A 22634-nucleotide genomic window follows, 5' to 3' on the forward strand; every position below is an offset into this window, starting at 1 on the left:
ACAACGGTCAGGCGGGGGCCTCCTGGAGGGTCAGCCGGCTGCGGAACTCCACGTCCTGCCCGGAGATCGGGTCCCGGAAGCTGATGCCGCGGGCCAGCAGCTGCAGCGGCCGCGTGTAGTCGTCGGGCGCCTTGTCCAGGAGCACCGGATAGAAGGGGTCATGCATGATCCCAGCCCCGAGGCCGGCCATGTGCACCCGCAGCTGGTGCGTCTTGCCCGTGTGCGGCTCGAGCCGGAACAGCGCCCGCGGCGACTCGTCCGGCCCGCCGACCCGCTCGAGCGTCACGCGCGTCTCGGCATTCGGCTCGCCGTCCACCACCGAGGCCAGGAGGTAGTCGCGGCTCTTCACCATCCTGTTGCGCACGACGGCGGGCGCGGCGAACCGCTCGGCCGCCCACGCGGCGTCGTGCGCACCAGCCGCAGGGGAGAGTGCGGAAGGTTCCAACGCGGAGACGCACTCGTATTCCTTGCTGACGGCGCGCCGCTCGAACAGCACCTGGTACTTCCCGCGCGTCTCGGGGTTCACGGAGAACAGCAGCACCCCGGCGGTCATGCGGTCGAGGCGGTGCATGGGGATGAGGTCCGGCAGCCCGAGCTGGTTCCGCAGCCGCACGAGCGCGGACTCCTGGATGTAGGTCCCGCCCGGGGTGGTCGGCAGGAAGTGGGGCTTGTCTGCGACGAGCACGTGCTCGTCGCGGTGGAGCACCGAGATCTCCACCGGGAGGCGCTCCTCGGCGGGGAGGGTGCGGTAGTACCAGATGAACGTGTGCTCCTCGAGCGGGGTGCCCCGGTGCAGGGGCGAGCCGTCCATCCCGACGATCTCCCCGCCGTCGAACCTCTCGAGGATGCCCTCGGGGTCGATGTGGCCCCACCGGTGGAGCATGTAGTCCAGGGCGGTCTCCCACGGCCCCTCCGCGGGCAGCCGCAGCCGGGTGGCGTTCACGCCGTCGCGCACGGGCAGGGGGGATTTCATCACCATTCAAGGGTATCCTCGCGCTGGAACCCTAGCTTCTGGAGTGCCATGCCTGCGCCCGCCGATGCCCTTGATGCCGCCTCCGCGGCAGACACAGCCCCCGCCGCGGAGCCGGCGGCGGAGCTCCGAGCCGACGTCCGCCGCGTCTCGACGCTGCTGGGCGAATCGCTCGTGCGCCAGCACGGCCCCGGACTCCTGCGGCTCGTGGAGGAGGTGCGGCTCCTGACCAAGGAGTCCAAGGAGGCCGCGCGGGGCGGCGCGGGGGCGCTCGGGCCGTGGAACGCGGCCGACGTCGCCGCCCAGGTCCGCGAGCTCCTCGCCTCCTTGCCGCTCGACGAGGCGACCGAGCTGGTCCGCGCCTTCGCGTTCTACTTCCACCTCGCCAACGCCGCGGAGCAGCTGCACCGCGTGCGCGAGCTCAGGGACGTCGCGGACGACGCCGGCTGGCTGGCAGCTGCTGTCCGCGACATCGCGGCCCAGGGCGGGGCGGAGGCCCTGCAGCGGACCGTCGACTCCCTCGACGTGCGTCCCGTCTTCACGGCGCACCCGACGGAGGCGACCCGCCGATCCGTCCTGGACAAGCTGCGCGCGATCGACCGCATCCTCGAGGTCCCTTCCGAGGAGGGAACCGCCCTGCGGCGCCGCCAGGACCGCCACCTCGCGGAGATCATCGACCAGATGTGGCAGACCGACGAGGTGCGCCTGGTCAGCCCCGCGCCCCTGGACGAGGCGCGCAACGCCGTCTACTACCTCGGCGAGATCTTCGCCCGCGCCCTGCCCGAGGTCCTCGACGACCTTGCCGACCTCCTCGCCGAGCACGGCGTCACCCTCCCTCCTGGCCGGGCGACTCTGCGGTTCGGCTCCTGGATCGGCGGCGACCGGGACGGCAACCCCAACGTCACCCCGGACGTCACCCGGGAGATCCTGGGGCTGCAGAACCAGACGGCGGTCCGGATCGCGGTCGGGATCGTCGACGAGCTCATCAGCTCCCTGTCCAACTCCACCGACCTCACCTCGGTGGGACCGGAGCTCGAAGAGTCGATCCGGGCCGATCTGGCCCGGCTGCCGTCGCTGGATCCGCGCGTCCTCGAGCTCAACGCGCACGAGCCCTACCGGCTCAAGCTCACGTGCATCAAGGCCAAGCTGCTCAACACTGGCCGGCGCGTCGCCTCGGGCTCCGCGCACGAGCCCGGCCGCGACTACGTCAACACCGAGCAGCTCGCGGCCGACTTCGACGTGATCGAGCGCTCGCTGCGTGCCCACTCGCCGCTCGCGGCCGACGGCGTGCTGGGCAGCGCGCGCCGGGTCCTCGCCTCGTGCGGGCTGCACCTCGCGACCCTGGACATCCGTGAGCATGCCGACTACCACCACGAGGCTGTGGGCCTGCTGCTCGATCCCCTGGCCGAGCTGCCGCGCCCGTACCTCGAGCTCGCGCGCGAGGAGCGCCGGCGCGTGCTGAGCCGGGAGCTGGCCTCGCGGCGCCCGCTCACGGGGCACCCCGTGATGCTCCCCGGCCACGCGGGCCGGGTCTACGAGACGATGCGCGTGATCCGGCAGGCCCGGAGGCGTCTGGGGCCGGACGTCATCGAGACCTACATCGTGTCGGTGACGCGGGGGCCCGACGACGTGCTGGCCGCCGCGCTCCTGGCGCGGGAGGCCGGGCTCGTGCGCATCTTCGGGGAGGAGCCGTACGCGCACATCGGGTTCGCGCCGCTGCTGGAGACGCTCGACGAGCTGCGCGGGGCCGCCCAGATCGTGGACGCCCTCCTCGACGACCCGGCGTACCGGGAGCTCGTGCGGCTGCGGGGGGACCTCCAGGAGGTCATGCTCGGCTACTCGGACTCGAACATGGAGTCCGGCGTGTTCACGAGCCAGTGGGAGATCCACAAGGCGCAGCGGGCCCTGCGCGACGTGGCGGCCCGGCACGGCGTGCGGCTGCGGCTCTTCCACGGGCGCGGCGGCTCCGTGGGCCGGGGCGGCGGCCCGACCCACGAGGCGATCATGGCCCAGCCCAACGGCGTGCTCGAGGGGGAGATCAAGTTCACCGAGCAGGGCGAGGTGATCAGCGACAAGTACTCGCTGCCGGGGCTCGCGCGCGACAACCTCGCGCTCTCCCTCGCCGCCGTCATGCGCGCCACCGCGCTCCACCGGGACCCGCACACCGCCCTCGGGGACCGCGAGCGGTTCAGCGCCCTCATGGACCTCGTCTCCGAGGCGGCGTTCGCGCGCTACCGGACCCTGATCGACGATCCCGACCTTCCGGCCTACTTCATGGCCTCGACGCCGGTCGAGCTTCTCGAGCAGCTCAACATCGGCTCGCGGCCCGCCCGCCGGCCCGACTCGGACACGGCGTCGGACGGGCTGCCCGGGCTCGAGGGGATGCGGGCCATCACCTGGGTGTTCGGGTGGACGCAGTCGAGGCAGATCGTCCCGGGCTGGTTCGGGGTCGGCTCGGGGCTGCGGGCCGCGCGGGAGGCCGGGAAGGGCAGCGAGCTGCGGGAGATGTTCGAGCGCTGGCCGATCTTCGGCTCAGTGATCTCGAACGTCGAGATGACGCTGGCCAAGACCGACCTCGAAATCGCGTCCCACTACGTCTCGACCCTCGTCCCGGCGAAGCTGCACCGGTTCTTCGACGCGATCCGGGCCGAGTACGAGCTCACCGTGGCGGAGGTCCGCCGCCTCGCGCGGGAGACCGAGCTGCTCGACACGGCGCCGACCCTCAAGCGGACCCTCGAGATCCGCGACCAGTACCTCGACCCGATCAGCTACCTCCAGGTCGAGCTGCTGCGCCGCATCCGCTCGGGCGCGCGGGGCAGGGACGTCCGGGGCAGGGACGTCCCGGACGGCGAGGCCGCGGACAAGCTGCAGCGCGCCCTCCTGATCACGATCAACGGGGTCGCGGCGGGCCTGCGCAACACCGGCTAGGTGGCGCGCCGGCGCCGCTCCGGATGCCGTCCGCGGCGCGGGGACCAAGGGCCTTCACCTCGGCCAGCGGTACGCGGCATGCTGGAAGGGGCGGACCGACCGGGCCCGCCGCGAGAAAGGGGAAACGCAATGTCAGAGCTGGCCAGGTGGTTCGACAATCGCAGGACGCCGTTCGAGCTGATCGAGAGGCTCTTCGAGGGCGATGCCGCCCAGGCTGGTGGCATCAAGGTCGAGGAGGTCCGCGACGGCGACTCGCTCGTGGTCCGGGCCGAGCTTCCCGGGATCGACCCGGAGAAGGACGTCGACGTGAGCATCAGGGACGGCGCACTCCACATCCGCGCGTTCCGGGAGGAGAGGTCCGAGCAGAAGGAGAAGGACTCCTACCGCTCCGAATTCCGCTACGGCTCCTTCTCGCGGACCCTGCCCCTGCCGGAGGGCGCGACGGCGGACGACGTCACCGCCTCGTACAAGGACGGCGTCCTCGAGGTAAGGGTGCCGGTCCCGTCCCAGCCGCCGACCCCGCCGCCGTCCAAGATCCAGGTCACGCGGGGCTGACGCCAGGGCAGCAGCCGCTGGAGGGGGACTTGTCTCGGGTACAGACAAGTCCCCCTCCCGCGTTCTCGGGTACGCCAAAAGTCGCCGCCCAACGTCTCGGGTGCGCCAAAATCCGGTGTGGGGCGTTCCGGGTACGCGGCGCAGCCGCCTCGGACCCCTGTCCCTGCCTGCGGGACCGCACGCACGACGCCGGCGGGCCGGGCGCCGCCGTGGGGCACCCGCCGTCGTGCGTACCCGAGATGGGTGTGGGGGCGTGTTTGGCGTACCCGAGATGGGTGGGGGGAGCCAGATCCCCCACCTGACACCTGGCTCCCCGCCTGGCGGCGCTGGCCTCTGCTGCCCCTCCCTCAGGGGTGCTCCGCGCCGCCTGCGTCACCTTCGGCGCTGCCCTCCGCCGCGGCGATGATGGGCACGGTCCTCAGGAAGCTGTCGGGGTTGAGGGAGATCGAGTCGATGCCCTCGCCCACGAGGAACTCGGCGAAGTCCGGGTGGTTGCTCGGCCCCTGACCGCAGATCCCGATGGGGATGCCGGAGGCGTGGGCCTTGCGGATGGCCTCGGCGATCATGACGGTCACGGCCTCCTCGCGCTCGTCGAAGAGTGCGGCCAGCCGCTCCGAGTCGCGGTCCACGCCGAGGACGAGCTGCGTGAGGTCGTTGGAGCCGATGGAGAACCCGTCGAAGCGCTCGGCGAACTGCTCGGCCAGCACCACGTTGGAGGGGATCTCGCACATCATGTAGACCTTGAGCCCGTTCTCCCCCCGGGCCAGGCCGTGCTCGGCCATCGCGGCGAGCACGGCGTCCGCCTCCGCCGGCGTCCGGCAGAACGGCACCATCACGACGACGTTGGCGAACCCGAGCTCCTCGCGCGCCTTCTTCAGGGCCCGGCACTCGAGGGCGAAGCCCTCCCGGTAGCGGTCGTCGTGGTAGCGCGAGGCGCCGCGGAACCCGAGCATGGGGTTCTCCTCGGCCTCCTCGAACGCGGCGCCGCCGAGCAGGTTCGCATACTCGTTGGTCTTGAAGTCGCTCAGGCGCACGATGGCCGGCCCGGGATGGAACGGCGCGGCGATCTTCGCGATGCCCGTCGCGAGCCGGTCCACGAAATACTCCGTCGGGTCGGCGTAGCCCCGCGTGAGCTCCGCGATGGCCTCGCGGTCGGCCGGATCCGCGACGCGCTCCGGGTGCACGAGCGCCATCGGGTGCACGCGGATGAGGTTGCTGATGATGAACTCCATCCGCGCGAGCCCCACGCCGGCGGCGGGCAGGCGCCACCAGCGGAACGCGGCGGAGGGATCCGCGAGGTTCACCATGATCCGGGTCCGCGTTTCGGACAGGGCCCCCGTGTCCGCCTCCTCGACGGTGAACGGGATGAGGCCGCCGAGGACGAGCCCCTCGGCCCCCTGCGCGCACGAGACGGTGACCGGCTCGCCGTCGGTGATCGCCGCCGTGCCGTGGACCGTGCCCACGACGGCGGGCACGCCGAGTTCGCGGCTCACGATCGCCGCGTGGCTCGTGGGGCCACCGTGGTCCGTGACGATTCCGGATGCGCGCTTCATGATGGGCACCCAGTCGGGATCGGTCATGGTGGTGACCAGGACGGCACCGTCCCGGAAGGACCCGATCTCGGAGGGGTCGGAGATGACGCATGCCTCGCCGGAGGCGATGGCGTCCCCGATGGCCGCGCCGCGGGCCAGGACCGGACCCGTGCCCGTGAGGTGGTGGATCTGGAAGGCCGAGGCGCTGCGGCGGGCCTGGACGGTCTCGGGGCGCGCCTGGACCATGAACAGCTCGCCCGTCAGGCCGTCCTTGGCCCACTCCATGTCCATGGGCCGCCCGTAGTGCTCCTGCACGGCGACGGCCCAGCGGGCGAGCGTGAGGATCTCGTCGTCGCCGAGCACGAAGGATTCGCGTTCCCGGCGGGACGTCTGCAGCAGGCGTGTCCCGGAGCCGCTGCGGGCGAAGACGAGCTTGCGCTCCTTCGCGCCGGCGCTCTTGCCGATGATGGGCCGCAGCCCGGGTTCGGCGAGCAGGGGAGAGAACACCTCGTACGCGTCCGGGTTCACCGACCCCTGCACGACCGTCTCGCCGAGCCCCCACGCGGCGCTGATCTCCACCACCCGGGGGAACCCGGACTCGGTGTCCAGGGTGAACATGACCCCCGAGCCGGCCAGATCCGAGCGCACCATGCGCTGGACGCCGATGGAGAGGGCGACGTCGAGGTGGTCGATCCCCCGGAGCTCCCGGTAGCTGATGGCCCGGTCCGTGAAGAGGGAGGCGAAGCAGCGCCGGCACGCGTCGAGCAGCGCCCGCTCACCGGTGACGTTCAGGAAGGTCTCCTGCTGTCCCGCGAAGCTCGCCTCGGGCAGGTCCTCGGCCGTTGCGCTGCTGCGCACGGCCACCGCGGGCGCGTCCTGGCCGAGGCGTTCGGCGAGCCGGCGGTAGGAGGAGGTGATCGCCGTCTTGAGCCGCTCGGGGAACGATCCCGAGAGGAAGAGCTCGCGGACGGCCGAGCCGGTCTGCGACAGGCTCGCCTCGCCCGCCCGGAAGGCGGCGAGGAGGGTCGAGAGCGAGCCGCCGATCCCGTTGGCCTCGACATACAGGCGGTAGGCGGCCGAGGTCGTCGCGAAGCCCTCGGGGACTGCGACCCCGGCGGCCAGCAGGTGGCGGGTGAGTTCGCCGAGCGAGGCGTTCTTCCCGCCCACGCGGGGGACGTCGCCGATGCCGACGTCCTCGAAGTCCAGGACCAGTTCCGTCTCGGGGCGGGCCGGGGCGCTCATCGCGCTCAGACCGCCGCGAGGAGGGCGACGACGGCGGTCCGCACCCGCGCGCACGCCTCGGCGGTGACGCGGCAGTGTGGGTAGGCGCCGGCGTGGACGCGGCAGGCGTCCTCGCACAGGGCGCTGAGGTCGTCGAGCGCGCGCAGGACCGATGCCGGAGTGGGGCCGAAGTCGGAACCGAAGCGTGAGAGGATCTGTGCGCTCGCCGAACAGATCGCCGCGCAGTTCTGCTGAGCCCGCATCGCCTGGCGCAGGGCGGCGACCTCGGGCTCCTCAAGGCACGCGTCGGCTCCCGTGGTGCATGCCTGGGCGCACGTGAGCGCGGCGTCGATGCACTCGCTCAGGGCCGTGCGGTGGGACTCCTCCATGTCCGGTGCGGCGGGGTGCACAACGAGTGCCTGACGGGAATGGGACATGAGGGGCCTCCTGATCCGGGACGGGGCAGAGGCGCACTCGGCAGTGATCCCGCCCACTTAACCCATCCTTTCGGCCCCTGAGGAACAGCGGGAGAGTCTTTGGTCCCCGGAGTGTTCGCTTGAAAGAGCAAACGTGTGTGTTTGAGAGTGGTTGGAGGGTGCCGGCGTAGGCATACTGAGACGTGGGAGGCAACGTGGACGCAGCTGCTGACGGTGAGCCGGGCTCGATTTTCCCGGCGACCGCTGCGAGCAGGATCGAGGACCTGCTCAAGCAGTTCGTGTCGCGGGCCCACGAACTGCTCGAGACGCAGGAGCGCATGCGCGGCCTGCTCTCCGCCGTCGTGTCCATCGCCGAGGACCTCACCCTCGAGGCGGTCCTGGACCGGGTGGTGAACTCCGCCCGGGAGCTGGTCGGGGCGAAGTACGCGGCCCTCGGGGTCCTCGCCCCGGACCGGACGTCGCTGAGCCACTTCGTGACCGTCGGCATGGATCCGGAGACGGTCGAGAGGATCGGGCCCCGTCCCACCGGGCACGGCGTCCTGGGGCTCCTGATCCACGAGCCCCACCCCATCCGCCTCCACGACCTCGGAACCCACTCGGATTCGTACGGCTTCCCCCTCCACCACCCGCCCATGAGGACCTTCCTGGGCGTGCCCATCCGCGTGCGCGACGAGGTGTTCGGCAACCTCTACCTGACCGAGAAGGCCGATGGGGAGGACTTCAACGCCGAGGACGAGGACCTCGTCGTGGCGCTCGCCGCCGCCGCCGGCGTTGCCATCGAGAACGCGCGGCTCTTCGCCGACACGGAGCGGCGGCAGCGGTGGCGCGAGGCGAGCATGGACGTGGCCGGCGAGGTGCTGGGGATGGACAATCCGCGCGCGGGCCTGGACCTCGTGGCCGAGCAGGCGCTCGAGCTGTCCGACTCGGCTCTCGTGGCCATCGCCCGCCCGTGGCGCGAGGGCGCGGAGGTCGAGTGGGCGGTCGTGGCGGGCCCGGCGTCCGGTGCCTTCGGCGACGTGGCCCGTGCGGGCGCGGTCGCGCTCGCGGCGGAGGCCCTCGCGAGCGGCAAGCCGATCCTGTCCGAGGGGCAGGGGGTGTTCGGGGTCGCCGACAGCGGCATTCGTCAGGTCCTCGTGGTGCCCGGGAGCCAGGACGTCGCCGCGATGGTCCTGGGCAGGGCCGCCGATGCGCCGCCCTTCCCGGCCGCCGACGTCGAGATGGCCTCCGTCTACTGCGCGTACACGTCCCTGGCCCTGCAGGTGGCCCGGTCGCACAAGCTCCGCGAGGAACTGCTCGTCTTCACCGACCGGGACCGGATCGCCAGGGACCTCCACGACGTGGTCATCCAGCGGCTCTTCGCCGCCGGTCTGAGCCTCCAGGGACTGAGGCGCTTCATGCCCGTCGGCTCGGCGCACGAGAAGATCGACTCGATTACCGCCGAGCTCGACGAGACCATCGCTGCAGTGCGCACCACGATCTACTCGCTCAACGAGGCCCGGCGCAAGGACAGCCTGAGCGCGCGGCTCGTCCAGGTGGTCCAGGACGGGACGGGGTCCTTCCCCACGGCGCCGAAGGTCGAGCTCTACGGCCCCATCGACACGGCCGTGCCCGCGGAGGTGGCCGACCAGGCGCTCGCCGTGCTCACAGAGGGCGTCTCCAACGTGGTGCGGCACGCGAACGCCGACTCGCTGTGGGTCAGCGCCGCGGTGGCCGGAGGGCGGTTCGAGCTCGTGGTGGCCGACGACGGCGACGGCCTGGGCGACGTGACGCGCCGGAGCGGGCTGAAGAACGTCGAGCAGCGCGCGGAGGCGCTCGGAGGGACCTGCGAGGTCGGGCCCTCGGACGACGGCGGGACCCGCCTCCGCTGGGCAGTGCCCCTCTCGGGCTAGCTGCCCGAGCGGTTGCGGGCGATGAACAGCGCGGCCTGGGTGCGGCGCTCGTAGCCGAGCTTGGCCAGCAGCGACGACACATAGTTCTTGACCGTCTTCTCGGCCAGGAAGAGGTGCTCGCCGATCTCGCGGTTCGTCATGCCCTGCCCGATGAGCTCCAGGACCCGGCGTTCCTGCGGGCTCAGCAGGTCCAGCCGGGGGTCGGTCGGCTTCTCGATGGTGGACAGGCCAGCGAGGGCCTTCTCCTTCACCGCGGGCTCGAAGAGGGACTCTCCCCGGGCGGCCCGCCGGAGGGCGGTGACGAGCTCCGTGCCGCGGATCTCCTTGAGGACGTAGCCGTTGGCCCCGGCCAGGATCGCCCCGCGGAGCGACTGCTCGTCGTCGTAGCTCGTGAGCATGACGCACGAGAGGGTGGGATCGACCGTGTGGACGTCGCGGCAGACCTCGATCCCGGTCCCGTCGGGGAGGCGGACGTCGAGCACCGACACGTCCGGGTGCAGCGCCGGGATGCGGCGGGTGGCCTCGGCCGCGGTCGCGGAGGTGCCGACCACCTCGAATCCCTCGCCCTCCAGAAGCTCCTGGAGGCCCCGGCGGACCAGTTCGTGGTCGTCGAGGATGAAGACTGTGAGCGGTTTCGCGGCGGCGCCCCCACTCGCTGTCTCGTGGTGCACGGAGTGCTCCTCCCTGATCGGATGTCCCCAGATGATCCATTCTGGGCTACGTCGAGGAGGGCGGCTAGGGACTTAGTGCCGTGCGTGTCGGGGACTCAGGCAGGCGTGGCGGCGGCTCCCCTCGCCGGGCGCCGGTGCGCCGCGGCGCCCGTGAGCCTGCGCCCGGCGAACGCGAGCCAGACGGGCCAGGCGAGGTAGGCGGCGCCTCCGACCGCCCCGCCGAGTGCGAACAGGGCCGTCTGCAGGGCCGGGGCGCCTGACGCCGCGAGGCCCGCCCCGACCACGGGCACGGCCACGAGCATGCCGGCCCCGACCGCCCGGCCTGCCAGGGCCAGGCGCCGCGGGTACGGGGGCCGGCCGGACAGCCTGTGGTTCGCGAGCATGGTCCAGACGGCCTGGGTGACGATGCCCGCGACCGAGACCACCGTCGACGGAGCGAAGCCGATCAGGCCGAGCGACAGCAGCACCCCGCTCGCGGCGGCCCCTGCGGAAGCCGTCACCGTTGCCCCGAGAGCCGCCCTGCTCCACGGCGCGGGAGTGAGCCGTCGGTGGACCTGGACGATGACGGGGATGGAGGCGGCGAAGAACAGGCCGCCGGTGAAGTCGTTCACGGCACCGAAGACGTACGGCCCGCCGCGGGGGACCTCGACGGCATACATCACTCCGAGGGCGGCCGCTGCGAGTGCGCCCAGCCCCGCGGCGGTGTAGCCGGCGAGACCCGCGGACGCGTCGCCGGGGAGGCTCCCGAGCGGGGCGGGCGCCGGGGGAAGTGGTGTCGTCGACATGGCTGCTCCTTGACTGGTCTGGGCCCCGAGGGGCTGCTGCCTCCCAGCCGGTAGCTGATCCAAGGGTACGCCGGGCTGACCTGCTGTACGGGCGGAAAGATTTTCCTTGACAAGATAATTTGTCGGATGCACGCTGGAAGGGTGCAGGACATCGTGGTGATCGAGGACGCTGCCGCAGCCGCGGCCAGTCTGGACCCCCTGAGGGCGAGGCTCCTGCGGGAGCTGGCCTCGCCGTCGTCGGCCGCCGGGCTCGCGGCGAAGGTGGGCCTGCCGCGGCAGAAGGTCAACTACCACCTGCGCTCCCTCGAGGAGCACGGGCTCGTGGCCCTCGTGGAGGAGCGGCGCAAGGGCAACGTCATGGAGCGCGTGCTCCAGGCCACCGCCGCGTCGTACGTCATCTCGCCCGCCGCGCTCTCGGCGGTCCAGCCGGACCCGGCCCACGTGCGGGACCGCTTCAGTGCCTACTGGCTGCTGGCCCTCGCCTCCCGCATGGTGCGGGAGGTCGGCCGGCTCCTCGCCGGGGCTGTCGCGGCGAAGCAGCAGCTGTCCACCTACGCGGTCGACGGCGAGATCACCTTCGCGTCGGCGGCGTCCCGGGCGGCGTTCGCGGCCGAGCTGGGCGCCGAGGTGGCGCGCCTCGCCGCGAAGTACCACGAGCCGTCGGCGCCCGGGGGGCGGCGGCACCGCCTCGTCGTCGCCCTCCATCCCGCGCTCAGGGAAGACCGCCCTCCCGCGGGCCCGGAACCCCATCAGCCCCCACCAGCCAAGGAAGTGCAGCCATGACCGAGCAGCATCCCTTCGAGATCGTGCAGGACGTGGTGCTCAGCGCCTCGCCCGAGCAGATCTGGAAGGCCGTCACCGAGGACACTGCCGCCTGGATGTTCCCTTTCCAGGACCTGTACCCCCACGAACGGCTCGCAGAGGACTATCCGAAGCACCTCGTGCAGCGCATGGAGGGCCCCGACGGCTGGTACAACCAGCTCGAGCATGTCCTCACGCCTGGGCCGGACGGGACGCACCTGCACTACGTGCACTCGAGCGTGCTCACCGACAACTGGGAGCAGGAGTACGACGGCGCCCTCAGGCACACCGCGTTCTACCTCCACACGCTCGGCGAGTACCTCGCGCACTTCGAGGGGCGCCCGGTCGCATTCGTGGACGTCCAGGGACCCGACGGGGCGACCGCCCCCGACGCGTTCGACCGCTTCCTCGCAGCGTTCGCCCTCACGGGCGTGATCCAGGGCGAGAAGAAGGACCTGGACCTCCCCGGGCTCGGGCCGGTCGAGGCCACCGTGGACTACGCGAACGAGTATTTCCTCGGGCTGCGCACCGACGACGCGATGGTGCGCGTCTTCGGCCGCAACCTCTTCGGGGACCGTCTGGGCCTCACGGTCCACGACTTCTCGCTCGGCACCGCGTCCGACGCCGCGTCCGACGCCGCGCGCTCGGCCCGGGCCGAGCAGCACGCCCAGGCGTGGGGCGAGTACCTCGGGACGCTCTACTCCTAGCCCCGTTGCGGGGTCCTGTCCCCGGGCCCAGGCGTCATGTCCCTGCCGTCAGGCCGTCTTCAGCGCGGCGAGCGTCTCGAACCGGAGGCCGCGCGCCACGAGGGCCGGCAGCGACTTCCCGAAGCCGGCGGCCGTCCCCGAGCCGGGGCGGTTCATGTGGCCGATCGCGATGTCGCCGGCCTTGAGGCCCGCGAGCTGGGTGGCGACCTGAACCGCCGTGAAGGTCGCGCCGGCGTCGGCGTTGACGCTGAAGTTCACCGGGATGTTCCCGAGGGAGCGGCAGATCCGCACCGCGACGTCGTCCATGTGTGCCGTCCCGGCGCGGAACCAGGGGATGTCGCGCTGGAGCTCCTGCTCGAGCGCGTCCCGGCTGGTGCGCACCTCCTCGACGACCTCGGCGATGTTCGCCGTGCCCGGGATGCCGTAGGCCGCGCGCCCCTTCACCGACAGGGGCAGGTGCCGCGACCCGTGGTTGCCGATCGCGAAGAGCGGGTCCGCGGCCAGCTCGTGCGCGAGGGCCCTGTTCGCGGCCACCCAGCGCGTGTTGAGGAACAGGGTCGCGGGGACCTTGGCGGAGCGCAGCGCCGCGATGAGCTGCGAGTCGATCCCCGCCCCCTGGGGGCCGCCGCACGCGTCGAAGGTGAGGGCGGTGCCGGGGGTTCCCGTGCGCAGCACCGTCCCGGTGACCTCGAGGCCCCACTCGCGCGGGACGTCGGCGCCGTACCGCGCCTGCATCTCGGCCGCCGACGGCGCGGCCGGGCGCGTGGGCGTGGCGGTCGCCGTGCCGGCGGCCGTGGGTGGGGCGGTGTCGGTGGCCGGCGGCTCCGGGGGGAGCGCGGCGTCCGGCGTCGCGTCGCAGGCCGCGAGGGAGGGGACGGCGAGGCCGAGGGCGGCCGCGAGGACCGTCCGACGGGACGGGCTGGGCATGCGGAAGCCGCGCGGTACTTCGGTGGACACGGGTGATCTCCTGGCTGGGCTGCAGCGAGAGTGTACCCCGGCGAAGGAAACGGCCGGTGCCGGCGACAGGCGGTCGACATTCCATGACGCGGCAACCGTTCGGACTGCGCGCGTAGAGTGTGGCCCGTGAGCGTGACTGTCGCCTCCGGGCGCCCAGACCTGACCGCCGTCGCGGCCGCTGCCCGGCCTGCCGACGCCGTCCTCGCCGACCTCGCTTCCGGCCCCACCGGCCTCTCCGAGGAGGAGGCCACGCGCCGCCTCGCGCAGGGGGCGAATGTCCTCGAGGCGCGGCGGGTGAGCTGGTTCCACGTGCTGGTCCGCCAGTTCGCGAGCCCCCTCCAGGGGCTCCTCGTCGCGGCCGCCGCGCTGTCCTTCGCCACCGGAGACCGCGTCAACGCCCTCATCATCCTCGCGATCCTGCTCGGCAGCGCGCTCCTCGGCTTCGTCAACGAGTACCGCGCGGAGAAGACCGCCGCGGACCTCCACGGCCGCATCTCCCACACCGCCGTCGTGCTGCGCGGCGGAACGGAACGGCCGGTGCCGGTGCGCGAGCTCGTGCCCGGCGACGTGATCCGCGTGGGCCTCGGGGCCATCGTCCCCGCGGACGCCCGGCTCCTCGAAGCCGAGGGGCTCGAAGCGGACGAGGGCGTGCTGACCGGCGAGTCCGCCGCAGTCGACAAGGCCGTGGACCCCGTTCCCGAGGGGACGAACCTCGCCGAGCTGTCCTCGTGCATCCTCATGGGCACGGTGGTCCACGCAGGGTCGTGCCGCGCCGTCGTGGTCGCGACCGGCCGGCGCACCGAGTTCGGGCGGATCGCGGCGGGTCTCGCGCAGGGCCTGCCCGAGACTTCGTTCCAGCGGGGTCTCAAGGAGTTCTCGCTCATGCTCCTGTGGGTCGGGCTGTCCCTGACCGTGGGGATCCTCGTCATCAACCTGCTCCTGCAGCGGCCATTCCTCGAGTCCGTCCTGTTCTCGCTCGCGATCGCGGTGGGCATCACGCCGCAGCTGCTGCCCGCCGTCGTGAGCACCTCGCTCGCCGCGGGCTCGCGGCTGCTGGCGAAGCGGGGCGTGCTCGTCAAGCGGCTCCTCGCGATCGAGGACCTGGGCAACCTGGACGTCCTCATCACCGACAAGACCGGCACGCTCACCGAGGGACGGATCGGCTTCGAGGAGGCCGTCCCGTCCGCGGGGCTCGGCTCGGACGACGGCGCGCGGCGGCTCGCCGAGCTCGCGCTCCTGTGCTGCGAGGTGGACCCGGCCGAGCCGGGCGCGACAGGTGCCGGCCAGAACCCGGTGGACGCGGCACTCTGGGAGGCCTTCCCGGACCTCCCCGCGCGTTTGGCGGGGCACCGGCGGCTGTCCCTGCGGCCCTTCGACCACGAGACCCGGACCATGGAGACGGCCGTCGCCTTACCCGAGGGGGCCGTGCACATTGTCAAGGGCGCGCCCGAGGCCGTCCTGGAGGCCTGCGCGGGCGTCACCGACGCCGACCGCGCGGCGCTCGAGTCCCTGTTCCGGCGCGGCGCGCGCGTGGTCGCTGTCGCAAGCGGCCCCGCCCAGGTGCCCGGGGCCGGCTACCCGCACGACGCCGCGGGGCAGCTCGCGCTCGCCGGGTACCTGAGCTTCATCGACCGGCCCAAGGTAGACGCGCGGGCGTCCCTCGCCCGGCTCGCCGGCCTCGGGGTCGAGGTCAAGATCGCCACGGGGGACAACGCCCTGGTGGCCGAGCACGTGACCTCAGTGCTCCGCATGTCCCCGGGGACCGTGCTCACCGGGGCGGAGGTCGAGGCGATGGATGACGACGCGCTCGCGGCCGCCGCCGCCGGCGCCCGGACCTTCGCGCGGGTCTCGCCCGAGCAGAAGGCCCGCATCGTCAAGGTCCTGCGCCGCACGCATTCGGTGGGGTTCCTCGGCGACGGCGTCAACGACGCGCTCGCGCTCAACCGGGCCGACGTCGGGATCTCCGTCGACTCGGCGACGGACGTCGCGAAGGATGCCGCCGACGTCGTGCTCCTCGAGAAGGACCTCGGCGTGCTCGCAGACGGGGTGATGGGCGGCCGGCGCATCTTCGCCAACACCATCAAGTACCTGCTCATGGGTACGAGCAGCAACTTCGGCAACATGTTCTCCGCCGCGGCCGCGAGCGCCTTCCTCGCGTTCCTGCCGATGCTGCCCGGGCAGATCCTTCTCAACAACCTGCTCTACGACTCTAGCCAGCTCGCCATCCCCACCGACCGGGTCGACAAGGAGCAGCTGCGGAAGCCGGCTCACTGGGACATCCGGGCGATCCGTCGCTTCATGCTCGTGTTCGGGCCCATCTCGTCCCTGTTCGACTTCGCGACCTTCGGGCTCATGCTGTGGGTCTTCCAGGCCGCTCCGGAAGAGTTCCGGGCCGGCTGGTTCGTCGAGTCGCTCGCAACGCAGACGCTCATCGTCTTCGCGATCCGTACCCGGCGCATCCCGTTCCTGCGCAGCCGTGCCTCCGTCGCGCTGACCGCGAGCGTCCTTGCCATCGTGGCCATCGGTGCGGTCATCGCGTACACCCCGATCGGGGAGGTCATCGGGTTCTGGCCCCTCCCGGCCGACTTCTTCCTGGCGCTGGTCGGGATGGTGATCCTGTACCTCGTGCTCGTCGAGACCGCCAAGCACTTCTACTACCGCGCGGCAGATGCCAGGGCGGTGCGGGAGGCGCCCTCACGTGCCCAGGAGCGGGCCGAGGCGCGGGTCGCGGTGGGCCTGCACCACGGGCGCGCCCGGGTGCACCGCCGTGCCGCGCCGTTCCTCGTGCACACCGGCAAGGCGAAGGTGCGGCGTCCGCCGGGCCACGGGGTCGCGGCCGGCCGCCGGTAGCCGCGCAGCCCGGCGCCCGCCACGCCTACGCCACGAGCCGCAATTGTCGAGTACCCGTGGGTGCCGGGCCTGCGACCCGCCGCAAGCCGACAATTGCGGGAGACGTGGGCAGGCTCAGCGGAGGGGCTGGCAGTTCGGGCACCAGTAGATGTCGCGCTCCCGCGTCTCCCCGAGCAGCGGCCCCGTCCCGGGAAGTGGCTCCGCGAGGCTGCCGTGCACGATTCTGGTCCGGCACCGGAGGCAGGGCTGGCCCGTGCGCCCGTACACCCAGGTGGCGTTGCGCGGTCCGAATCCGCCCACGGTGTTCCTGGACCGGGACTTGTTCGCCTCGAGGAGCCGCTTGGCCATCGCGACCATGCCGGGCAGGTCCGGGACGGCGCCCACGGGGGTCGCGGGGTGCACGCGGCCAAGGAAGCACAGCTCGCAGCGGTAGATGTTCCCGATCCCTGCCAGATTGCGCTGGTCGAGCAGCGCCGTGCCGACGGCCCGCTCGGGAAGCGCCCGAAGGTTCGCCTCGGCGAGCGCGGGGTCCCAGTCGAGGCCCAGGAGGTCGGGCCCCAGATGCCCGACGGCGGCGTCCTCCTCCGCGGTCGCGATCACCTCGAGCAGGCCGAGGGAGAACCCGACCGCGCTCGTGCCGTCGTCGGCGGTGAGCGCAGCCCGCGCGGTGTGCCCCGGCTTGCGCCACCGTTCGCCCGGCCCGTAGACCTGCCAACTGCCCTCCATCGACAGGTGCGAGTGGATGCTCAGCCGCCCGTCGCCGTCGCGCGTGCTGCCCGGCGGGGCGAGGCGGTGGAGCAGGTGCTTCCCGCGGGAGACCACCTCGAGGACCGTCCACCCGGCAAGGTCGAGCGTGGCGAAGGCGGGCACGCGGAAGTCGCTCGCGGCGAGCCTCTTGCCGGCGAGGGCCGCGTGCATGCGCCTCGCGGCCTGGTAGACGTTGTCGCCTTCAGGCACGGATCCGCACCCCGCGGGGGGTCGAGTACGCCCCGGCCGCTGTCAGGGCCCGAGCGAGGGGCGTGTCGAGGAGGTCGTGCCCGTTGACCTTCTCCATCGCGAGCCGGTCCACGGCCCCGGATCGTACGACGCCGACGAGTGCCGCCGCGGCCGGGGCCAGCACGGCGTCGTCGTCCGTGAAGGCGAGCAGGGTCTTGCCGCCGCGCTCCACGTAGAGGGCGAGCGCGCCGTCGACCGTCACGACGAGCGCCCCTGCCTTCCGGCCGGGGCGGTGGCCGGTCGCGGCGCCCGGCACCTCCGGCCACGCGAGGGCCGCGCCGTACGGGTTGGCCGGGTCGGTGGCGGCGAGCGCGAGCGCCGCCCGAGCGGGCGCGGCGTCCGGGCCGGCGGCGAGCGTGTCGTCGCGGGAGAACTGCCGCAGCCGGTCCACGGTGGCCGGGACAGCGAACTGTGCCGCGCCGAGCCGGTCGACGAAGTAGCCGCGGCGGCACGTCCCGGATTCCTCGAGCCGCGAGAGCACCTTGTACAGGAGGCCGAATCCGCCCGGCACGCTCTCGGCCATCACGGAGCCGCGCGTGAGGACGCCGTAGCGGTCCATGAGGAGCTCGGCGAGGGCGTGCAGCTTCACGGTCGTGTCGAGGTCCGCCGCGGGCACCGCCGACCAGCGGCCCACGGCCGTGGGCGGCGTGGCCGCGGAGGGAGCCTCGAGGCCCTGGCGGCCGACGGCGCCAAGCCGGCCGAGCCGCGGGAGGCGCCCGCCGCGCACCGCGCCGCCGTAGCCGCCGTACGAGCGGGCCCGCGGCGTCCGCGAGGGCTGCCGGTGTGCGGTGTGGCCGGAGTCGAGCAGGGCCCGCACGGGTGCGAACGTGTCGCCGGTGACCCGCCCGGCCCACACGAGGTCCCACAGGACCTGGAGAGCGGCCTGGTCCGTGAGGACGGAATCCATCCCGCCGGCAGCCTCCGCGACCTGGCGGAAGAAGTAGCCCCCGCCGCCGGCCAGGAACTCGAGGACGCGTTCGTGGGCGGCGTCGGGCGTGAAGTCCGGGTCCGGTGCGAGGGTGAGCGCGGCCGAGTCGGCGACGTGCAGGCTGATCCAGCCGTCATTGCCGGGGATCGCCCCCGCGCCCGTCCACACGACCTCGCCGGCGGCCATGAGCTCGTCGAGGAGGGCCGGCGTGTAGTCCGCGACCCGGCTGCGCAGGACTAGGGGTTCCCAGGCGCTGGCCGGGATCGGCACGCCCGCGAGCTGGTCGATGACGGTCAGGACGCCGTCGTGCTTCCGCAGCGAGCCGCGGGGGCGGCCGTCCTGGGGGTCCCCGATGTGCTGCCAGGCTGCGAGGAAGCGGGCGAACGCGGCCTGGTCCACGGGCTCGACGTCGGCCCGCAGCGCCGCGAGCGAGCGTCGGCGGATCTTCCGCAGCACCTCGGCGTCGCACCACTCCTCCCGGGCGGCGAGCGCCTCCGTGGCCGCTCCGGATAGGGGCTCGCCTTGGGCCGGCGCGGCCGCTGGCCGGAAGCTTCCCTCGATGACGCGGCCATCGGCGGAGAGGCGCCTGAGCGTCGTGTGAACGACCGCTACGCCGAGCCCGAGCCGCGCCGCAGCCTCCCCGGCCGTGAAGGGGCCGTGCGTGCGCGCGTACCGGCCGACGAGATCGGCGAGCGGATCGGCCACGGGCTCGATGAACGCGAGCGGGACCCCGATGGGCAGCGGGACCCCGAGCGCGTCACGGAGCCGGGAGGCGTCCTCGATCGCGGCATACCGTTCGGCGCCGCCGACGTTCACGAGCAGGGCGCGCCGGGCCGCGACCAGCTCCTGCAGGTCCGCCCGGACGACCTCCAGATGGGGTTTCGACTCCGCTTCGCTTCGCTCAACAACCGTTCGGGCGGCAGCCTCCTCGACGCCGAGCGGACCCAGCAGCCGCAGCAGGTCGGCGGCGCCCTCGAGGCCCTTGAGCTTCCTCTCCTCGGTGAGCCGCTGCAGCTCCCGTTCGGTCTGCTCGATGACCTTCTCATCGAGCAGTTCGCTCAGCTCGGCGCGGCCGAGGAGCTCGTTGAGCAGGGTCGCGTCGAGGGAGAGGGCGGCGGCGCGGCGCTCGGCGAGGGGCGAGTCGCCCTCGTAGAGGAACTGGGCGACGTAGCCGAAGAGCAGCGAGCGGGCGAAGGGGGAGGGCTGCTGGGTGGTGGTCTCGACGAGCCGGAGCTCGCGGCGCTGGACGGCGGCGGCGACGTCGCGGAGCGCGGGGAGGTCGTAGACGTCCTGGAGGCATTCGCGCACGGCCTCGAGGATGATCGGGAACTGCGGGTACTTCTTGGCGACGTCGAGCAGCTGGGACGCGCGCTGCCGCTGCTGCCACAGGGGCTGCCGCTTGGCCGGGTTCTGCCGGGGGAGCAGGAGGGCGCGCGCCGCGCACTCGCGGAAGCGCGCGGCGAACAGTGCGGAGCCTCCGACCTCCTCGGTCACGATGCCGTCGAGCTCTTCGGGCTCGAACACGAACAGTTCGGCGCCGGGCGGCTCGTCCTCCATCATGGGCACACGCAGCACGATCCCGTCGTCGGCAGCCATCGCGGACCCGTCGAGACCGTACCGCTCGCTCAGCCGCCGACCGACGGCGAGGGCCCACGGCGCGTGGACGGGCATCCCGAAGGGGGAGTGCAGCACGACGCGCCAGTCGCCCAGCTCGTCCTGGAAGCGCTCGACGACCAGCGTCCGGTCGCTGGGCACCACGGTCGTGGCCTGCTTCTGCTCATCGAGGTACTGCAGGAGGTTGTTTGCCGCGAAGGCGTCGAGGCCCGCGGCCTCGATGCGCGCCGTCGCCCGTTCCCGGTCCGCTCCTGCGACCTCGCGCTGGAACGCCCCCAGGGCGCGGCCGAGCTCGACGGGGCGACCCAGGCCGTCGCCCTTCCAGAACGGGAGCTTGCCGGGCTGGCCGAAGGCCGGCGAGACGAGCACGCGGTCGTGCGTGATGTCCTCGATCTTCCAGCTCGTGGCGCCGAGGGCGAAGATGTCGCCCACGCGGGACTCGTAGACCATCTCCTCGTCGAGCTCGCCCACGCGCCGGCCCCCGCGAGCCGCCTCCCGGGCCGAGCCCTCTTCCTCGCTGCCCACGATGTAGACGCCGAACAGCCCGCGGTCCGGGATGGTGCCGCCCGACGTGACGGCCAGCCGCTGGGCGCCCGGGCGCCCCTCGATCGTGCCCTCGGTGCGGTCCCACACGATCCTCGGGCGCAGCTCCGCGAACTCGTCCGAGGGGTACTTGCCGGACAGGAGGTCGAGCGTCGCGTCGAAGGCCGAGCGCGGGAGCGTCGCGAACGGCGCGGAGCGGCGCACGACGTCGAACCACTCCTCCACGTCGATCGGCCCCAGCGCCGTGGCCGCAACGGTCTGCTGGGCGAGGATGTCGAGCGGGTTCGCTGGGATCCGCAGGGCCTCGATCTGGCCGGAGAGCATGCGCTCAACCGTGATGGCGGTGTGGACGAGGTCTGCCCGGTGCTTGGGGAAGAGGACGCCCTGGGAGACCTCGCCGACCTGGTGGCCGGCCCGGCCCACGCGCTGGAGGCCGGAGGCGACCGACGGCGGGGACTCCACCTGGACCACGAGGTCCACGAGGCCCATGTCGATGCCGAGCTCGAGGCTGCTGGTCGCCACGACGCACCGCAGCCGGCCGGACTTGAGGTCGTCCTCGATCTGGGCGCGCTGCTCTTTCGAGACGGAGCCGTGGTGGGCGCGGGCGAGCACCGGGTCGGCACCTGCGGTCTGGCCCGCCTGCGCCATCATCTCGGCGGGGGTCCGGGCCTGCACCCGGTGGTTGAGCGCAGTCGAAACCCCCGGCTGGCGAGCGGAGCTGCCACCGGGTTTCGACTCCGCTTCGCTTCGCTCAACCACCGGAAGCGGCTCATCCCAGACGCTGGGCTGGAGGCGCTCGGTGTAGATCTCGTTGAGCCGTCCCGTGAGCCGCTCGGCCAGACGGCGCGAGTTCGAGAAGACAATCGTGGAGCGGTTGGCGAGGATGAGGTCGACGATCTTCTCCTCGACATGCGGCCAGATCGAGGCCTGCGGCTGCAGGCCCGAGGCAGGCCCGCTGTCGTGCGCCGCTGCGGCGCCCGCGAGGTCGCTCATGTCCTCGACGGGCACCGTCACGGTCAGCTCCCACGTCTTCTTCGCCGGGGGTGCGACGATCTCGCACGGCGCCTGGCCCGCGAGGAACTGCGCCACGAGGTCGCGGGGCTCGACCGTCGCGGAGAGGCCGATCCTCTGCGCCGGCCTGGGGAGGATCGCGTCCAGCCGCTCGAGCGAGACCGCGAGGTGGGCCCCCCGCTTCGTCCCGGCGACGGCGTGCACCTCGTCCACGATCACGGTCTCGACCTCGGCGAGGGTCTCGCGCGCCTGCGAGGTCAGCATGAGGTAGAGCGACTCGGGGGTCGTGATGAGGATGTCCGGGGGGCTGGACAGGAGCGCCCGGCGGTCGGACGCCGAGGTGTCCCCGCTGCGCACGCCCACGCTCACCTCGGGCACGGGCGAGCCGAGCCGCGCGGCCGTCTGCGAGATGCCGATGAGCGGGGCGCGCAGGTTCCGTTCGACGTCGACCCCGAGCGCCTTCAGGGGCGAGATGTACAGGACCTTGGTCTTGTTCTTCGGCGCACGACGCCGCCGCGCAGCGCCCGCGCTCGTCCCGCCCCCGCTCGTCCCGCCCGCCGCCTCGAGCCCCGGGAGGGCATCCGCGGCAGGTGCGCGGCCGCCGTCGTGCGCCATGAGGCGGTCGAGGGACCACAGGAAGGCCGCGAGGGTCTTGCCGGAGCCCGTGGGCGCGACGACGAGGGCGTGCCGGCCGGAGGAGATGGCCTCCCACGCGCCAGTCTGGGCGGGGGTGGGCTCCCGGAAGGCACCGAGGAACCACGCGCGGGTGGCCGCGCCGAAGCGTTCCATCACCGCGGCGGTGCCGAGGGCCGAGCCTGCATCTGCCACGGCACCATCATCGCGCACGCCTCCGACAGTCATGGCCTGCCGCCCCCGGGGGGAAGGCGGGGGGCATTTCCGGGCCGACTGGCTTTTATTTTTTTCTCGGGTATGGTCGTGAATACGCGTTATTGCAGTTCACCGAAAAGGAGCTGAAATGTCGGGGAAGTCGCCGCGAAATTCAAAGAATGCGAAGCAGGGTAAATCCATCAAGGAGAAGCGTGCCGAGAAGCGCGCCAAGGCCGCGACGGAGCAATTCCTCCCGCGGCGGCGCAAAGACGCCCTCTGACACTGCCCGGCCGCTGATGCGGGCGGAAGCTCGGAGGGCCGGCCAGCGGTCCTGACTCCGCGGATCTGACGCGTCGAGTCGAGTCCAGAGGCGCTGGCCCGGACGGCCGGGGCGCACTGCGCTCCGGCCGT

General features: G+C 72.6%; 14 protein-coding genes. 6 read left to right on the forward strand and 8 right to left on the reverse strand.

Annotated features, from left to right (window positions below; genetic code table 11):
- Window positions 1-7: 7 nt before the first annotated feature.
- Entirely contained in the window at window positions 8-973 is a 966-nt protein-coding gene (locus ACQ5BE_RS10740; RefSeq protein WP_430297118.1) for a pseudouridine synthase, read from the reverse strand.
- A gap of 48 nt (window positions 974-1021) precedes the next feature.
- On the opposite strand from ACQ5BE_RS10740, the gene ppc reads away from it, so the two are divergent.
- On the forward strand, window positions 1022-3898 hold the full coding sequence (ppc, locus tag ACQ5BE_RS10745) for a phosphoenolpyruvate carboxylase (protein WP_430297021.1): 2877 nt from the start codon (window positions 1022-1024) through the stop codon (window positions 3896-3898).
- Window positions 3899-4027: 129 nt separating this feature from the next.
- On the forward strand, window positions 4028-4453 hold the full coding sequence (locus tag ACQ5BE_RS10750) for an Hsp20/alpha crystallin family protein (RefSeq protein ID WP_344300995.1): 426 nt from the start codon (window positions 4028-4030) through the stop codon (window positions 4451-4453).
- Window positions 4454-4800: 347 nt separating this feature from the next.
- Here ACQ5BE_RS10750 and ppsA read toward each other — a convergent pair whose 3' ends face one another.
- The gene (gene ppsA, locus ACQ5BE_RS10755; protein WP_430297022.1) at window positions 4801-7227 is read right to left on the reverse strand and encodes a phosphoenolpyruvate synthase; all 2427 of its coding nucleotides are present in this window, start codon (window positions 7225-7227) and stop codon (window positions 4801-4803) included.
- Between the two features lie 5 nt (window positions 7228-7232).
- Window positions 7233-7643 carry a four-helix bundle copper-binding protein gene (locus ACQ5BE_RS10760; RefSeq protein WP_430297023.1) on the reverse strand — a complete coding sequence of 137 codons (411 nt, stop codon included), beginning with the start codon at window positions 7641-7643 and terminating at the stop codon, window positions 7233-7235.
- Between the two features lie 194 nt (window positions 7644-7837).
- Between ACQ5BE_RS10760 and ACQ5BE_RS10765 the strand changes: the two genes are divergently transcribed.
- The gene (locus tag ACQ5BE_RS10765; protein WP_430297024.1) at window positions 7838-9532 is read left to right on the forward strand and encodes a GAF domain-containing protein; all 1695 of its coding nucleotides are present in this window, start codon (window positions 7838-7840) and stop codon (window positions 9530-9532) included.
- Here ACQ5BE_RS10765 and ACQ5BE_RS10770 read toward each other — a convergent pair.
- Both ACQ5BE_RS10770 and ACQ5BE_RS10775 read right to left on the reverse strand, forming a co-directional pair.
- Window positions 9529-10203, reverse strand: a complete 675-nt coding sequence (locus ACQ5BE_RS10770; RefSeq protein WP_430297025.1) for a response regulator — start codon at window positions 10201-10203, stop codon at window positions 9529-9531. The two genes, ACQ5BE_RS10765 and ACQ5BE_RS10770, sit on opposite strands and share 4 nt — an antisense overlap.
- Window positions 10204-10298: 95 nt before the next feature.
- Window positions 10299-10988 carry a hypothetical protein gene (locus ACQ5BE_RS10775; protein ID WP_430297026.1) on the reverse strand — a complete coding sequence of 230 codons (690 nt, stop codon included), beginning with the start codon at window positions 10986-10988 and terminating at the stop codon, window positions 10299-10301.
- A 141-nt stretch (window positions 10989-11129) separates the two neighbouring features.
- Here ACQ5BE_RS10775 and ACQ5BE_RS10780 point away from each other — a divergent pair, with 141 nt between their 5' ends.
- Together ACQ5BE_RS10780 and ACQ5BE_RS10785 are read left to right on the forward strand one after the other, a co-directional pair.
- Window positions 11130-11771: a winged helix-turn-helix domain-containing protein gene (locus ACQ5BE_RS10780; protein ID WP_430297119.1), complete on the forward strand. Its 642-nt coding sequence runs from the start codon at window positions 11130-11132 to the stop codon at window positions 11769-11771.
- Window positions 11768-12496, forward strand: coding sequence for an SRPBCC domain-containing protein (locus ACQ5BE_RS10785; RefSeq protein WP_430297027.1), 729 nt, complete (start codon window positions 11768-11770; stop codon window positions 12494-12496). Before ACQ5BE_RS10780 ends, ACQ5BE_RS10785 begins: the two co-directional genes overlap by 4 nt.
- A 48-nt stretch (window positions 12497-12544) precedes the next feature.
- Here ACQ5BE_RS10785 and ACQ5BE_RS10790 read toward each other — a convergent pair whose 3' ends face one another.
- Window positions 12545-13453, reverse strand: a complete 909-nt coding sequence (locus ACQ5BE_RS10790; RefSeq protein WP_430297028.1) for a polysaccharide deacetylase family protein — start codon at window positions 13451-13453, stop codon at window positions 12545-12547.
- A gap of 126 nt (window positions 13454-13579) precedes the next feature.
- On the opposite strand from ACQ5BE_RS10790, the gene mgtA reads away from it, so the two are divergent.
- Complete coding sequence (gene mgtA, locus ACQ5BE_RS10795; protein ID WP_430297029.1) at window positions 13580-16303, forward strand: magnesium-translocating P-type ATPase; 2724 nt, start codon at window positions 13580-13582, stop codon at window positions 16301-16303.
- 114 nt (window positions 16304-16417) lie between these two features.
- On the opposite strand, the gene ACQ5BE_RS10800 is transcribed toward mgtA, so the two are convergent.
- Both ACQ5BE_RS10800 and ACQ5BE_RS10805 read right to left on the reverse strand, forming a co-directional pair.
- Complete coding sequence (locus ACQ5BE_RS10800; RefSeq protein WP_430297030.1) at window positions 16418-17260, reverse strand: DNA-formamidopyrimidine glycosylase family protein; 843 nt, start codon at window positions 17258-17260, stop codon at window positions 16418-16420.
- Window positions 17253-22184, reverse strand: coding sequence for an ATP-dependent helicase (locus ACQ5BE_RS10805; RefSeq protein WP_430297120.1), 4932 nt, complete (start codon window positions 22182-22184; stop codon window positions 17253-17255). Before ACQ5BE_RS10805 ends, ACQ5BE_RS10800 begins: the two co-directional genes overlap by 8 nt.
- Window positions 22185-22634 lie beyond the last annotated feature (450 nt).

The sequence above is a fragment of the Sinomonas sp. B1-1 genome, from assembly GCF_050474465.1.
Classification (GTDB): Bacteria; Actinomycetota; Actinomycetes; order Actinomycetales; family Micrococcaceae; genus Sinomonas; species Sinomonas flava.